This window comes from Amycolatopsis sp. NPDC043885 (assembly GCF_056435685.1).
On the sequence record NZ_JBWKEA010000010.1, the window covers coordinates 295365 to 308870 of the forward strand.

Genomic DNA, 13506 nt, shown 5'->3' on the forward strand with positions numbered 1-13506 from the left:
TCGGTGGGACGCGGGGCGCCGGGTCGCGTGAGGGGACGCCGAACCCGGGCGGCACGACGAAGGCTACGACGGGAAATCGAATACCGGAAGGTGTCAAGAGAACATAAATGTCCTTCGTGTACAGGGTGTGACCTGCGGGTTCCGGGATTTTCGCTGGTATGCGAGCCGGTCTGGTACTCCCGTGCCACAGTCCTTCACTGTCCGTGAGTGACGGGTCACCCTGATGGGGGAGGTGGGGGCATTTCTTGTTTCCCTGGCATTCATATTGTCCTCCCGGATTGTGGGCAGGACAATTGCCTGGAAGGGGTCCGTCCGCTTACCGTGTCGCCACCTCTGATTTTCTTTATCGGGTAATCGTCGTCACATTTTCGAATTCGATCGAACGACCGGGACAAAGGATTACGTATGCGCACTACTTCGAGGCGGCTGCGGGCCGTCGCGTCGCTGGCGGTCGCGATGTGCTTGCTACCGAGCGTCGCCGCCGCACCGGCGCGGGCCGAGAGCGGTGTCCCGGACGCCCGTGCCGACGACGGCTCGCACGTCGTCGCCCAGACCACTGTGGACGGTGACCCGCGGATGCTGGACCTCACCGTGCGCTCGGTCGGCGTCGGAAGCTACGCGATGGTCCGGCTGATCCTGCCGTCGCGGTGGGAAGCCGAACCGGAGCGGAAGTGGCCGGCGGTGTACCTGCTCGCCGGTGAGACGCGCCTCCAGGACTACCGCGGGTGGACCGCCAATACCGACATCCGGAAACTCGCCGACGACTCGGGTGCGCTCGTGGTGATGCCGGGTTCCGGTTCCGCCGGGTTCTTTTCCGACTGGTGGAATTACGGCAAGAACGTCGTGCTCAACCAGTGGGAGACGTTCACCGCGGTCGAGATCCCGCAGCTGATCGATCGCGGCTATCGCGGGGACGGGCGGCGGGTCGCGGCGGGGCTCTCGCTCGGCGGATACGGCGCGGTGGAACTCGCCGCCCGGCGGCCGGGAGTGTTCCGCTTCGCCGGGTCGTTCAGCGGCAATCTCAACCCCACCGGCCCGTACGGCGAGCTGCTGACCAGCGCGATCGTCGCCTCGGCCCGGCAGGATCCCGAAGCGCTCTGGGGCGACCGGAGGCGCGAGTCTTCCCGGTGGGACGCGCACGATCCGCTGGTGAACGCCGACCGCCTTCGCGGCACCGAGCTGTATCTGTCCACGGGCAATGGCCTGCCGGGGCCGTTCGACGGGAAGCTCCCGATCGACGTGCTGCCCGGCGCGATGCTGCTCGAATTCCTGTGCTCCGGCCAGACCACCGCGATGGCGGACCGGCTGAACCGGCTCGGCGTCCCGGTCATGACGGACTTCTACGGGCCGGGCACGCACCACTGGGCGTACTGGCAGGACCAGCTGCACAAGACCTGGCCGAGGATGCTTCGTGCGCTTTCCGCGCCGGTGAAGCAGGGGGAGGCGTCGTGACCCGTCCGTCCTTTGTGGTCACCGGGGCGTCGAGTGGGATCGGCCGAGCATGCGTGGCCGAACTCGTCCGGCGGGGCGCCCACGTCTGGGCCAGTGTGCGTACCGACGCGGACGAAACGGAACTCGCCCGTGTTCACGGCGGGGCCGTCACCGTACTGCGGATGGATCTCCGCGATCCGGCGTCGATCGCGGCGTGCGGTGAGAAGGTCGCGGCGGCGGGGCCGCTGCGTGGTCTGGTGAACAACGCCGGGATGGCCCGGCCGGGACCGCTGGAACACGTCCCGCTCGAAGACTTCCGGCAGCAGCTGGAGGTCAACGTCACCGGTCAGCTGGCCGTCACGCAGGCGATGCTGCCCGCGCTGCGCTCCGCGCCGGCCGCCAGGGTGGTGACGATCGGGTCGATGGGCGGGCGGATCGCCGGGCCGATGGTCGGGCCGTATCACGCGTCGAAGTTCGCCTTGGTCGGCTTGACCGACAGCCTGCGCGCCGAACTGGCCCCGTCCGGGATCGGCGTCGTCCTCGTCGAGCCCGGTGCCGTCGCCACGTCGATCTGGCCGCGCGCCCGCGCCGCAGCCGAAGAAGTGCGTGCCGCCCTGCCGGAAGCCGCGCGGGAGAGATATGCGGCGCAACTGGACGAGGCCGAACGCAGCGCGGAGCGGTCCGCGCGGAACGGTGTTCCGCCGGAGCGGGCGGCAAGGGTCGTCGTCCACGCGCTGACCGCCCGGCGGGTCGCGCCGCGGTACTTGGTCGGCAGGGACGCGCATATCGCGGCGATACTGGCGAAGCTGCCGTTCCGCCTCCGCTACCGGTTGACGGCGGCGAAGCGATGACCCGGCTCGTCGTGATCGTCGCTCCGGGTTCTCGCGGCGACGTCCAGCCGTGCATCGCCCTCGGGCGTGGTCTCGACGGCGACCGGGTCCGGGTGCTGGCGGCCGAGCGGTTCCGCACCTTGGTGACCGGGCACGGCCTGGATTTCGCGCCGCTCTCCGCCGACCCGAGCGAGATCCTCGGATCGGACGGCGGACGCGAATGGACCGAGGGGCGCACGTCCGCGACCTTCCTGCGTGGGCTGCGCGGTGCGTTGGCCCCGGTGATGGAGCGTCTGCTGGCCGACGTCCAGCCAGGAGCGGCGGGAGCGGACCTCGTCCTCGCCCCGACGCTCGGGTTCCTCGGCGCGCACCTGGGTGCCTCGCTCGGTGTCCCCGACGTCGAGCTGCACTACCAGCCCAGCGTGCCGACACGGGCGTTCGCGCATCCGCTGGTGCCGTGGGCGGCCAAGGCCGGGCCGTGCGGCAGGCGGTTGAGTTTCCGCGCTGTCGACGCCGCCGCCTGGCAGGTGCTGAGGCCGGAGGTGGACCGGTGGCGCGAGCGGTCGCTGGGGCTGCCCGCGGCCGGTCTCCGCGGACCCCGGCGATCGGAAACCCCGGTGCTGTGCGGTTTTTCCGACGCGGTCGTGCCGCGGCCGAAGGATTGGCCGTCGAGGGTGCACGTCACCGGATACTGGTTTCTCGAGGCGCCCGCCGCGTGGCGGCCGGACCCGCGACTGCGGGATTTCCTCGCGTCCGGGCCGCCTCCGGTGTACGTCGGCTTCGGCAGCATGCGGCCGTCGGAGGCGGAGCGGACGTTCGCCGCCGTCCGCACGGCGTTGCGCCGGGCGGGGTTGCGCGGCCTGCTCGGTACCGATGCCGCGTCCGGCGACGACGATCTGCTGACGGTCGGGGACGTCCCGCACGCGTGGCTGTTCCCGCGCACGGCGGCGGTGGTGCACCACGGCGGCGCGGGCACGACCGCGGCCGCGTTGCGCGCGGGGGTCCCGGCGCTGGTCTGCCCGGTGTTCTCCGACCAGCCCTACTGGGGAGACCGGGTGTTCCGGCTCGGTGCCGGGCCGCGACCGCTGCCGCTCCGGGACCTCACCGCGGACTCGCTGACCGCGCGGCTGCTGGAGCTGTCCGGCAACCTGCTGTTCCGCCGCGGTGCCCAGTACGTAGCCGGGCGGCTGCGGGACGAGGACGGGGTGGCGCGGGCGCGGAAGGTCCTGCGGGAACTCGGCTAGCGTTGCTCCGCGAGGTGGGTGGCGAGGCGGCTGAAGCAGGACTGCCAGCCTTCGACGTGGCTGTCGCGTTCCGCCACGGTCTCGAAGATCGCCTGGTGGAACGCCATTTCGGTCTTGCCGTCGAGGTCGGAGAGGACGACCGTGACGAGGGTGTCATGGCCGCGGGAGCCTTCCGGTTCCTCCCAGGCGAAGCTGAAGACGAGCCGCTCCGGCGGGACGATCTCGTGATAGACGCCCGACGCCCAGAGCTCGGTTTCGCCGTCGCTCATGCACGTGCGCCACTTGCCACCCTCGGTGAGGTTGACGGTGCAGGACTTGGTGGTGAACCCGACCGGGCCCCACCACTGGGCGAGATGGTCCGGATCGGTCCACACCCGGAAGACGAGCTCGCGGGGAGCGTCGAGGAGGCGGGTGATCGTCAGGTCGGTCATCGAAGTCTCTTCCACAGGGCAATCAACCACAAGGTTAATCAACGTACTGGTTGAACTCTAGTGGTCGTGTCAAGCGGTGAGGCGTGACTCGCGTGTCCAGACCCGTAACTCGCGTGCTTGAAGACGGAACTCGCGTGCTTGAAGACGGAACTCGCGTGTTTGGAGGCGTAACACGCCGGTGCCGTGTGTTCCGCCTCCAAGCACGCGAGTTACGGCTGGAAGCACGCGAGTTACGGCTTAGCGCACGTCGGGAATTCGCCGCGAGTGTCGGTGCCGGTCCGTACGGTCGCACTCATGACTCTGCGCTCAGCACTCTGGCTGCCGATCTTCGACGAACTGGCCGATCCGGTGATCATCGCGCGTCTCGCCGCAGAAGCCGAAGAAGCGGGCTGGCACGGCCTGTTCGTGTGGGACCACGTCCGATGGCATGAGCCGGTGCGGGCGATCGCCGATCCGTGGATCACCCTCGCCGCCGTCGCGTCCGCCACCGAGAACCTCGCCATCGGCCCGATGGTCACGCCGCTGGCCAGGCGCCGTCCGGTCAAGCTGGCGCGTGAAACGGCCACCCTCGACCAGCTGAGCGGCGGAAGGCTGATCCTCGGCGCGGGGCTCGGCAGTGACCGCTTCGGCGGCGAGTTCTCGAAGACCGGCGACGAAGTGGACGACCGCAAGCGCGGCGAGATGCTCGACGAGTCGCTCGAGATCCTCATCGCGGCCTGGTCGGGGGAGCCCGTGCGGCACCACGGCGTGCACTACACCGTCGACGACATCACCTTCCTGCCTCGGCCGGCGCGGCGGATTCCCGTGTGGCTGGCGGGCTTCCCTGGGAAGCCGAAGCCGATGCGCAGGGCCGCGCGGTACGACGGGTTCTTTCCGGTGCATCTGCCGCACGCGGACGAGTTCGCCGAGGTGGTCGAGACGATCACCGCGCTGCGCGAAGACGGCGAGAAGCCGTACGACTTCGCCATCGGCGTCCCCGTGGGCACGGATCTCGCGCCCTACGAACGAGCGGGCGCGACCTGGTGGATGGCCGAATTTCCCTGGGACGACCTGTCCGTCGACGCGGTGCGCGGGCGTGCTGAGGGAGGGCCCGGCTTGACCCGACCTTTAATAACTCTTTACCAAGTGCGATACTGGACCGGCGAGGGGAGTACTTCCCAAGGGTCTGCCCGGTCAATACGGACACTCCGCTGGTGTCCCCGGGAGACCGCCCCGCAGGGGTGAAGGAGACCTCGAACTTCGAGTTCGAGGAGGCTTCATGCCCGAGTCCGTGGCAACCGTGGGATCGCCGGGGTTGTGGGCGATCAGCATCGCCGTCCTGGTCGCGCTGCTCGTCGCCGATTTCGTGGTGACCCGCCGTCCCCACGAGGTGTCGATGCGGGAGGCCGTCGGCTGGTCGGTCTTCTACCTCGCGCTCCCGGTCGTGTTCGGGCTCTGGCTGTGGCTCGAGTTCGGTAGCGGCCAGGCGCTGGAGTTCATGACGGGTTTCGTCGTCGAAAAGTCCCTGTCGGTCGACAACCTGTTCGTCTTCATGCTGCTGCTCGCCGCCTTCGCGGTCCCCGCGGCCGTGCAGCAACGCGTGCTGCTGTACGGCATCGTGGGCGCGCTGGTGCTTCGCGGCGTGTTCATCGCGGCCGGTGCCGCGATGCTGTCGGCGGGCACCTGGGCGTTCCTCGTGTTCGGCGTGATCCTGTTCGTCTCGGCGGTCAAGATCCTGCGCGAGGCCATGTCCGGCGGCAAGGACGAGCTGGATCTTTCGCAGCTGCGGTCGGTCCGGCTGCTGCGACGGCTGATGCCGGTCACCGACGACTATCACGGCACCCGGCTCACCGTGCGTGAACACGGGCGCCGCGCGCTCACCCCGCTGGCGGTCGTGGTCGTCGCGGTGTTCGCCACCGACGTGGTGTTCGCGGTCGATTCGGTGCCCGCGGTCTACGGCATCACCGAAGACCCGTACCTCGTGTTCGCCACCAACGCCTTCGCGCTGATGGGCTTGCGTGCCTTGTACTTCGTGCTCCACTCGGCGCTGGCGAAGCTGGTCCACCTGAACCACGGCCTCGCCATCATCCTCGCCTTCATCGGGGTGAAGCTGGTCCTGCACTGGGCACACGGGATCTGGCCGTCGGTGCCGCAGGTCCCCACACCGGCGTCGCTGGGCGTGATCATCGCCGTCCTGGTCACGGTTTCGTTCACCAGTCTGTACGCGCGCCGCCGCGAAGCCGCCAGGACGGCACAGGAGTGAGCGATGATCACCGCACTCGTCGTCGGTTTCCTGGTCGACCTGGCGGTCGCCGCCCTCTTCCTCGCCGCGGTGTTCCTGGTCTTCGCGGCGATGCGGCCACCTCGGTGACCTCAGGGGAAGCGGATCACGGTGATGCCGGCCAGCACGAAGAACACGAGTACCACCAGGGTGCCGCTGTGCCCGCCTGACGAACTGGTCACCACCTGCTCGACGGCGCCGGTCAGCCGCACGCCGCAGTCGGCGACGACGGTATGCCTGCCCGCCTCGATCCGGGTGAACTCGACGGCCGCGGTGAAGGCGCCGGTGGCGTCGGCATAGGCGCCGCCGACGCGCTCGCCGTCCGACGTCAGCGTGACCCGCTCGCCAGGCGTGCACCCCTTGCCGGTCGCGGACAGTGCGTCGCCGGGCTTCACGATCGGCCGATCGAGGATCAGGTCGTCGGGGCCCGGCGGCGTGCTGCTGGACGAGGGGACGTCCGTCGTCGTCGGCGGGGGAGTGCCTGTTGTGGACGGTGGGGTCGTCGTGGACGGCGGCGTCGTCGTGGTGACCGGGGTGGTGGTGACCGGGGTGGTGGTCGTTCCGGGTCTGGTCGTGGTGGTCACCGGGACGGTCGGCTTCGTCGTCGGGGGCACCTTCGTCGTCGGTGGCGCCGTCGTCACGGTCCCGGTCACCCGGAAGGTCGCGTTTCCGGTCAACGGCTGACCGGTCCGCGCGTTCGTGCAGGTGCCCGTGACCGTGTGGCCGCCGGGTGTCGCGTTGCCCGGAACCGTCGCCCCGGTCTGTCCACTGGGGGCGCTGACCGACGTAATGGCCGTTTCTTCCCAGGTGAAAGAAATCGGGCCTTTGCACGGAGAGAAATTCCAGGAAATGGTGAACGAACTCCCGGCGGGGCCGCTCGAAGGTTTCAAACCAACCGTGGACTGATAAGGGGACTGCTGCGCGTTTCCCGCTCCCACCTGGGAAAGCAGGAACAACAACCCGGTCACGGTGCCGAATATCAGGCGAACCACGATACGCATTGGGACGTCCCTCTCCGGTAAGTACTCGCTGTAGCATTCCGGACCAGTCGGATAAGGAAAACAGGGGATGCGCAAAATGGGACGTGTCATCGCGGCAGGGGTTGCGTTGGGTCTGTGCGCGGTCCTCCTCGGCTCGCCACCGGCCGTCGCGGACAGTGGCGGACTCGACCTGGCGGTCACCTTCGACGACCGGCCGATCACCAACGCCACGGTCGTGATCGATCCGGCGAAGCAACTAGAACTCACCGTCACGGCGACCAACAGCGGCGGCACCGCCGTCAAGGTCCGTAGCGTGCGGGTGTCCGGAGTGGCGCTCGCCCTGACCTTCTTCGCCTACGACACCACGGCGCCGTTCGAAGTGCCCGCGCACAGTCGCGTCACCAGGACCTTCGTACTGGACATGGCCGACCTCTCCGGCCAGGCGATCGGGCTGCTCCCGTCGACGGTCGAACTGCTGGACGCCCGGCGCGGAACCCTCGGCGAGGCGACCACGGTCGCCGACATCCGCGGATCCTTCTGGTCCGTCTACGGCGCCTTCGGGCTCGCGATGCTCGTGCTCACCGTGCTGGCGTGGCTGACGGCCCTGCTCGCGCTCGCCCGCCATCGCCTCCCTGCCAACCGGTGGCGTCGCGGCCTGCGTTTCCTGCCCGCCGGCTTCGGCACCGGCCTCGTCGCCGTCGTCTCGCTGTCGGTCCTGCGGCTCGTCCCGCCGGAGCCCGCGATCGAGATCCCGGTGGTGCTCGGCGCCGCCGTCATCGCGTTCCTGCTCGGCTACCTGACCCCGCATCCCGCGCCGGGGCCCGCCGTCGACGAGACGGTCCGCTTTCCCGACTCCACCAAGGAATTCAACCGATGAGCGCACCCGCCGAGGTCGTCGCCGCGCTGCCGCAGTACGAGATCGGGCCGGCGATCGGCCAGGGCGGTATGGGGGTCGTCTTCGCCGGCGTCCATCGTTCGCTGCGCCGCGACGTCGCCATCAAACAGCTGCCGTGGGACGTGCTGAACCACGCCGCCAGCAGTGAGCTCTTCGACCGCGAAGCGCGTGTGCTGGCCAGCCTCGACCATCCGCACATCGTGCCCGTGTACGACTATGTCCGCACCGGCCGCGAGCATCTGATGGTGATGGAACGCCTCGACGGCGGCACCGTGTACAGCCGCTTCCGCAGCGGGGAGATCGGCGGGGAGCAGGCCTGCGCGATCGGGCTGGCGATGCTCGCCGGGCTCCACGCGGCGCACGAAGCGGGCGTGCTGCATCTGGACGTCAAGCCGAAGAACCTGCTCTTCACCACACAAGGCGTGATGAAGGTCGCCGACTTCGGCATCGCGAAGGTGATCAGCGAGGGCGCCACCCTTGTCACGCACGGCGGCGAGGTCCTCGGCACACCCGCCTACATCGCGCCCGAGCAGGCCATGGGCAACGCGCTGAGCCCGGCGGCAGACGTCTACTCGGCCGGCACGGTGCTCTACGAACTGCTGTCCGGGAAGCTGCCGTTCGACAACACCCGTGGCGCGATCAGCATGATGCGCCAGCACATGTTCACCGATCCGCGCCCGATCGACGGCGTGCCGTCGCCGATCGCCGGGGTCGTCATGCGCAGCCTCTCGCGCGAGCTCGACTCCCGGTATCGCGACGCGGAGACCTTCGCGGCCGACCTCGCCTCGGCCGCCACCGCCGTGTACGGACCGGGCTGGCTGGAACGCTCCCGCGTGCCGGTGCGGCACCTCACCCCTCGGGTGATCTCCGCGTTCGGCGCGCCGGTCCCGGCCGGAGACGGTCCGACAAGACCGGTGCACCGCCCCGCACCGGATCCGACACTGTCGGCGACCCGCGCGAGCTTCGAGCCCGAGTCCCGGTCCGGTGCGGTGCTCTGGTTCCGACTGGCCGCGGCGGCCGCCGCGATCGCGCTCGTGGTGCTCACGCTGCTCACCCCGGAACGCCTGCCGCACGAGGCCACGACACTGAAGATCGACGGTGTCGCCGCCTCGTCGGCGCCGGTGGACCTCAGCAAGACGTTCGCCGTGACGGGGGAGGGGCGCCCGGAACAGGTGACCCTCGCCCTTTCGGCCGCCGGGATCCCGCTCGGATCCGCGTCGGCGGTGCCGAAACCCGAGGGCGACGGCTTCCGTGCCGATCTCGCTTTTCCCGGGGTCACCCGCTGGATCGTCGGCGGAGCCGTCACCGCGACCTTGACGGCCGACGGCGTTCCGAGGACCTTCGCCGTCGTCACGCGGCAGCATCCGCTCGCGAGCGCGCTCGGCGCGGGCAGCCTGATCCTCGCCCTGTTCGCCTTGGCGTACCTGGAATCCGGGCTGCGGACCATCCGGAACGGTCACCGCTGGCGGGGCGCCCTCGTCGGCGGCCCGGTGCTCGGCCTGCTGTTCGGCGCGTCGGCGTGGCTGTGCGTGTCGGTCCTGCGAGTGCACGAGCCCGCGGTGCTGTTCGGTGTCGGCTGTTCGATCGCGGGCGCCGTGGCGACCGGTTTCGTGGTCGCGGCCGCCCGCGCCCGCCGCATGCGCTGACCCCGGGGGCGGGCTCACGACTTGCGGTGCTTGCCTTCGTCGTCGGTGACCTCGAACTGTTCCTTGCGTACCTTGCCGGACACGGTCTGGTCCTCGGTGACGGTCTCGGTCTTGAGCCTCGCCCGTTCCACCTCGACGGTTTCCTTGTTCACGACCGGTTTCTCGGCGTGGAGCACGACTTCCTGTTCGTCCTCGGCGATCTCGGCGCGCTCACCGCCCGGCTTCGTGATCGGCTCGCGTTCGATGCGCACCTCCTCGTGGCTGACCGGAACGGTGACCTGCTGCTCCTCGGTCACGACGTACTTGCGCAGCCGGACATGGCCGGTTTCGACCTGCTCGGTGCCGACGTTCAGCCGCTCCTCGGACCGGGTCATGGTGGGCTCGGCGTCCCGGTGCTTCCTGCCGGTGTCCGTTCCCGTGTCCATCCCTGCCCTGGTCCGGCCCGCGTCGCCCCGGCCCTGCGCCCGGTCGTCCATCCGGCCGTCCGGCGAGGTCCTCGGCATCGGCAGCCCGTAGTGCCGGTAGAGCTGCGCGCTTTCCTCCGCGGACAAGTGGCCGTCGGCCTCGATGCGGGGTGCGTCGGTGACCGCGTCCTTGTCGACGCGGACGTGGACGCCGTCCTGGTCCGCGTGCGCTCCGGACAGCGGGACGAAACTCTCCTTGGTGCCGAACAGGCCCGTCTTGACGGTGATCCATTCCGGCTGGCGCGTCGCGTCGGCGAGGTAGACGTTGCCCACCTTGCCGAGCTTGTTGCCGGTCGGGTCGACCACGGCACTGTCGATGAGTTCCTGCGGCTGCATGGTCTTCGCCATCGGTCCCGCTCCTCTCGGAAGATGCCTGCTGAGAAGCCCACCGTCGAACGGGCCGGTGATCATGGCAACCGTCGTGATGCCCCTGAGGGTGACCCCTGAAAGTGGGGGTTTGAAGCCGTGATCGCGGGCTAGGAGAGGCGTGTCGCCGCAGGTGAAAGGGGGTCTCCATGGGGTGACCGCTAGTCGTGGGGGATGGTGCGAACGTGTGGTCCCGAAAATCGGATGCGGCGCTCTCCGGACGTGACCTACCCTCGTGATCGTGATGCAGCAACTGCTGTTCCTCTGAGGAACGACGCCTCCACCGGTACCGCGAGCCGCGGTACCGGACTTCGTTCTTCCTGCTCATCACTTTCACCGGAGGCAGTTCCTTCATGTCATCCCCTCTTTCGCCCGCGCCTGTGCGCGCGGCGCACGTCCGCCTGTCCGGCGTCCACCTCTCCTTCGGGGGACGGCCCGTCCTGTCCGGGGTCGACCTCGTCGCCGCGGCCGGCGAACGTGTCGCCATCGTCGGGGAGAACGGTCGCGGCAAGACCACTCTTCTCCGGGTACTCGCCGGTGACCTGGCCGCCGACCGCGGCGAGGTGCATCGATCCGGTTCGGCCGGCGTCGCCGACCAGCAGATCCCGCTCGGGGCGACCGACACCGTCGGCGCGTTGATCGACCTCGAACTGGCCGCCGTCCGCGGCGCGCTGGCCCGGCTCGAGGCCGCCACCGAGGCGCTCAGCGACGGACGTTCCGGAGCCGAAGACGCGTTCGCCGCCGCGCTCGAAGAAGCCGAGGCCCTCGACGCGTGGGACGCCGACAGGCGTGTCGAAGTGTCCTTGGCGGCCTTGAACGCCGTCGACGACCGCGACCGTCCACTCGGGACACTGTCGGTCGGCCAGCGGCACCGGGTCCGGCTGGCCTGCCTGCTCGGTGCCGGGCACCCGGTCCTGCTGCTCGACGAGCCGACCAACCATCTCGACGCGGCGGGGCTCGACCATCTCACCGAGCGGTTGCGCGCGCATCCGGGCGTGATCGTCCTGGTCAGCCATGACCGGGCCCTGCTCGCGGACGTCGCCACCACGGTGATCGACCTCGATCCGTCGAGCGACGGACGGCCACGCGTCTACGGCGGCGGATACGCGGCCTATGTCGAGGCCCGGCGAGCCGAACGCGCCCGCTGGGAGTCGGCGCACGCCGAGCAGATCGCCGAGCGGCAACGGCTGGCCGACGACCTGTCCGCGGCGCGGAACCGGTTGCGTGACAACTGGCGGCCGCCCAAGGGCACCGGCAGGCACGTCCGCGCCACACGCGCGCCAGGGCTGGTCCGCGCGGTCCACCGGCGGCAGGAAGAACTGGCCGAGCACGTGGTCGCCGTTCCGCCGCCACCCGCCCGGTTCGCCATGCCCGAGCTACCGGCGCACGGAGGCGCGACGCTCCTGCGTGCCGCCGGGGTGACGGTGGCCGGACGGCTCGCGGGTCCGGTCGATCTGGTGCTGGAAAGCGGCGACCGGCTGGTCGTCACCGGCCGCAACGGCGCGGGCAAATCGACGCTCCTGTCCGTGCTGGCCGGGGAGCTGGAGCCCGGGACCGGCACGGTCACGCGTTCGCGGTCCGCGCGGATCGGCAGGCTGGGCCAGGAATCCGAGCTGCCGGCCAGGCGGACGGCGATGGAGCTGTACGACGAACAGCTCACCAGGGCCGGGATCCCCGGGCCGGGGCTGGGCGAGCTGGGCCTGCTCGCCGGCTACGACCGGCACCGGCCGGTGGCCGAACTGTCGGTCGGCGCCCGGCGTCGGCTGGACCTGGCACTGGTGCTGGCTCGCCGTCCGCACGTCGTGCTGCTGGACGAGCCGACCAACCACCTCTCCGCCGCACTCGTCGACGAGCTGACCGCCGCGCTCGAAACGACCCCGGCCGCGGTGGTGATCGCCACGCACGACCGGCAGTTGTCACGCGACACGGCGTCCTGGCCGAGGCTCGCGTTGTGACCGGTCAACCGCGGTGGGCGAGGGTGTAGCGCACGGTCTGCGCCAGCACCACACTCCCGTCGTGCTCGCGGAGCGGTTCGAGCTCCGCGAGCACGGCCTGGCGCACGGCGTCGAGGTGGTCTTCCGGGATCAGCTCCCAGAACATCCGCTGGCCGTGCGACCACGACCAGGTGATCCAGTGCCCGGGGTCGGCGAACTTCACCGGATAGACGCGTTCCACGGACGTGACACCGGTGAAACCCGCCGACTCCACGGCCTGGCCGAACCCTTCGATGGTGGCGAACAGTCCCGCCCTGACGGCCAGTGTCCAGGCCAGCTCCGGCGGAACGGACGGTTTGAACACCTCGCGCACGCCCGCCCACCGGGGATCGTCGGCGCCGAACGTGGTGACACCCAGTCGGCCGCCAGGTGCGAGGAGGCGATGCCAAGACCGCAGGCCGTCGACCGGATCAGGCAGGAAGAACACCACGAACGACGCGAGGACGGCATCGAAGGCGGCGTCGTCCAGCGTCGGTTCTTGGGCGTCCATAAGGGAAACCGAGGCGTTGGCACCACGTGCCTCGATATCCTTCGCGGTGCGCTCGACCATTTCCGCGGAAAGGTCGATCCCCAGCACCGATCCTTCCGGACCGACCTGCTCGGCCGCGCGGAACAGCACCGCACCCCGTCCGCAGCCGACATCCAGCACGCGCTCACCGGGAACGAGCCCGACCCGGTCGAGCAGTTCCGCGGCGAACGCGCCGAAGAAGTCGACGCCGAGCGCGTCGTAGGTCTCCGCCGTCCGATCGAACAGCCGCGCCATCGCCTGCCGGGTGTAAGCGCTCATGCCCAGGACGATGGCCCCGCGAAAACGGTGTTGTCAAACGGATGCGGGGGATTTATCAGTCTCGTGAGTGGTGAGGACGGTTCTATTGAGGGGAAGGGCGAATGTGGCGTGACCGAGCCTCTGCGGTGAAGGACCCCTTCACTGGCTCAAGGCAGAGGCGGCCTTCGCGGCCGTGGTT

General features: G+C 69.8%; 14 protein-coding genes. 10 read left to right on the forward strand and 4 right to left on the reverse strand.

Going from position 1 to position 13506, the window contains the following annotated elements:
• Positions 1-405 precede the first annotated feature (405 nt).
• The 3 genes from AC069I_RS27490 to AC069I_RS27500 are packed head-to-tail and all read left to right on the forward strand — an operon-like array spanning position 406 to position 3505.
• On the forward strand, positions 406-1452 hold the full coding sequence (locus tag AC069I_RS27490) for an alpha/beta hydrolase (protein ID WP_478224672.1): 1047 nt from the start codon (positions 406-408) through the stop codon (positions 1450-1452).
• Positions 1449-2282: an SDR family oxidoreductase gene (locus AC069I_RS27495; RefSeq protein WP_478266681.1), complete on the forward strand. Its 834-nt coding sequence runs from the start codon at positions 1449-1451 to the stop codon at positions 2280-2282. The genes AC069I_RS27490 and AC069I_RS27495 overlap by 4 nt, the downstream gene beginning before the upstream one ends.
• A complete protein-coding gene (locus tag AC069I_RS27500; RefSeq protein WP_478266682.1) occupies positions 2279-3505 on the forward strand; it encodes a glycosyltransferase in 1227 nt (408 codons plus the stop codon). The genes AC069I_RS27495 and AC069I_RS27500 overlap by 4 nt, the downstream gene beginning before the upstream one ends.
• Here the strand turns inward: AC069I_RS27500 and AC069I_RS27505 are convergent.
• A complete protein-coding gene (locus AC069I_RS27505) occupies positions 3502-3936 on the reverse strand; it encodes an SRPBCC family protein (protein WP_478232049.1) in 435 nt (144 codons plus the stop codon). The two genes, AC069I_RS27500 and AC069I_RS27505, sit on opposite strands and share 4 nt — an antisense overlap.
• Positions 3937-4230: 294 nt before the next feature.
• Between AC069I_RS27505 and AC069I_RS27510 the strand changes: the two genes are divergently transcribed.
• On the forward strand, positions 4231-5160 hold the full coding sequence (locus AC069I_RS27510; RefSeq protein ID WP_478266683.1) for an LLM class flavin-dependent oxidoreductase: 930 nt from the start codon (positions 4231-4233) through the stop codon (positions 5158-5160).
• A gap of 34 nt (positions 5161-5194) precedes the next feature.
• Positions 5195-6178 carry a TerC/Alx family metal homeostasis membrane protein gene (locus AC069I_RS27515; protein WP_478224667.1) on the forward strand — a complete coding sequence of 328 codons (984 nt, stop codon included), beginning with the start codon at positions 5195-5197 and terminating at the stop codon, positions 6176-6178.
• A gap of 110 nt (positions 6179-6288) precedes the next feature.
• Here AC069I_RS27515 and AC069I_RS27520 read toward each other — a convergent pair whose 3' ends face one another.
• The gene (locus AC069I_RS27520) at positions 6289-6591 is read right to left on the reverse strand and encodes a hypothetical protein (protein WP_478224666.1); all 303 of its coding nucleotides are present in this window, start codon (positions 6589-6591) and stop codon (positions 6289-6291) included.
• A 40-nt stretch (positions 6592-6631) separates the two neighbouring features.
• Here AC069I_RS27520 and AC069I_RS27525 point away from each other — a divergent pair, with 40 nt between their 5' ends.
• From AC069I_RS27525 to AC069I_RS27540, 4 genes are all read left to right on the forward strand, one after another.
• Positions 6632-6880: a hypothetical protein gene (locus AC069I_RS27525; protein ID WP_478224665.1), complete on the forward strand. Its 249-nt coding sequence runs from the start codon at positions 6632-6634 to the stop codon at positions 6878-6880.
• A gap of 27 nt (positions 6881-6907) precedes the next feature.
• Positions 6908-7102 carry a hypothetical protein gene (locus AC069I_RS27530; protein ID WP_478224664.1) on the forward strand — a complete coding sequence of 65 codons (195 nt, stop codon included), beginning with the start codon at positions 6908-6910 and terminating at the stop codon, positions 7100-7102.
• 171 nt (positions 7103-7273) lie between these two features.
• On the forward strand, positions 7274-8053 hold the full coding sequence (locus AC069I_RS27535; RefSeq protein ID WP_478224896.1) for a hypothetical protein: 780 nt from the start codon (positions 7274-7276) through the stop codon (positions 8051-8053).
• Positions 8050-9717, forward strand: a complete 1668-nt coding sequence (locus tag AC069I_RS27540) for a serine/threonine-protein kinase (protein WP_478224663.1) — start codon at positions 8050-8052, stop codon at positions 9715-9717. Before AC069I_RS27535 ends, AC069I_RS27540 begins: the two co-directional genes overlap by 4 nt.
• Before the next feature lie 14 nt (positions 9718-9731).
• Here AC069I_RS27540 and AC069I_RS27545 read toward each other — a convergent pair whose 3' ends face one another.
• A complete protein-coding gene (locus AC069I_RS27545) occupies positions 9732-10529 on the reverse strand; it encodes a DUF2382 domain-containing protein (protein WP_478224662.1) in 798 nt (265 codons plus the stop codon).
• A gap of 371 nt (positions 10530-10900) precedes the next feature.
• On the opposite strand from AC069I_RS27545, the gene AC069I_RS27550 reads away from it, so the two are divergent.
• Positions 10901-12502 carry an ABC-F family ATP-binding cassette domain-containing protein gene (locus tag AC069I_RS27550; protein ID WP_478266684.1) on the forward strand — a complete coding sequence of 534 codons (1602 nt, stop codon included), beginning with the start codon at positions 10901-10903 and terminating at the stop codon, positions 12500-12502.
• Between the two features lie 4 nt (positions 12503-12506).
• Here AC069I_RS27550 and AC069I_RS27555 read toward each other — a convergent pair whose 3' ends face one another.
• Positions 12507-13328, reverse strand: coding sequence for a class I SAM-dependent methyltransferase (locus AC069I_RS27555; RefSeq protein ID WP_478266685.1), 822 nt, complete (start codon positions 13326-13328; stop codon positions 12507-12509).
• Positions 13329-13506 lie beyond the last annotated feature (178 nt).

Bases quoted from the DNA above. Each gene is read 5' to 3' on its own strand.
- AC069I_RS27490 (WP_478224672.1), top strand. From the start codon at position 406: ATGCGCACTACTTCGAGGCGGCTGCGGGCCGTCGCGTCGCTGGCGGTC.
- AC069I_RS27500 (WP_478266682.1), top strand. From the start codon at position 2,279: ATGACCCGGCTCGTCGTGATCGTCGCTCCGGGTTCTCGCGGCGACGTC.
- AC069I_RS27505 (WP_478232049.1), bottom strand. From the start codon at position 3,936: ATGACCGACCTGACGATCACCCGCCTCCTCGACGCTCCCCGCGAGCTC.
- AC069I_RS27510 (WP_478266683.1), top strand. From the start codon at position 4,231: ATGACTCTGCGCTCAGCACTCTGGCTGCCGATCTTCGACGAACTGGCC.
- AC069I_RS27515 (WP_478224667.1), top strand. From the start codon at position 5,195: ATGCCCGAGTCCGTGGCAACCGTGGGATCGCCGGGGTTGTGGGCGATC.
- AC069I_RS27535 (WP_478224896.1), top strand. From the start codon at position 7,274: ATGGGACGTGTCATCGCGGCAGGGGTTGCGTTGGGTCTGTGCGCGGTC.
- AC069I_RS27540 (WP_478224663.1), top strand. From the start codon at position 8,050: ATGAGCGCACCCGCCGAGGTCGTCGCCGCGCTGCCGCAGTACGAGATC.
- AC069I_RS27545 (WP_478224662.1), bottom strand. From the start codon at position 10,529: ATGGCGAAGACCATGCAGCCGCAGGAACTCATCGACAGTGCCGTGGTC.
- AC069I_RS27550 (WP_478266684.1), top strand. From the start codon at position 10,901: ATGTCATCCCCTCTTTCGCCCGCGCCTGTGCGCGCGGCGCACGTCCGC.
- AC069I_RS27555 (WP_478266685.1), bottom strand. From the start codon at position 13,328: ATGAGCGCTTACACCCGGCAGGCGATGGCGCGGCTGTTCGATCGGACG.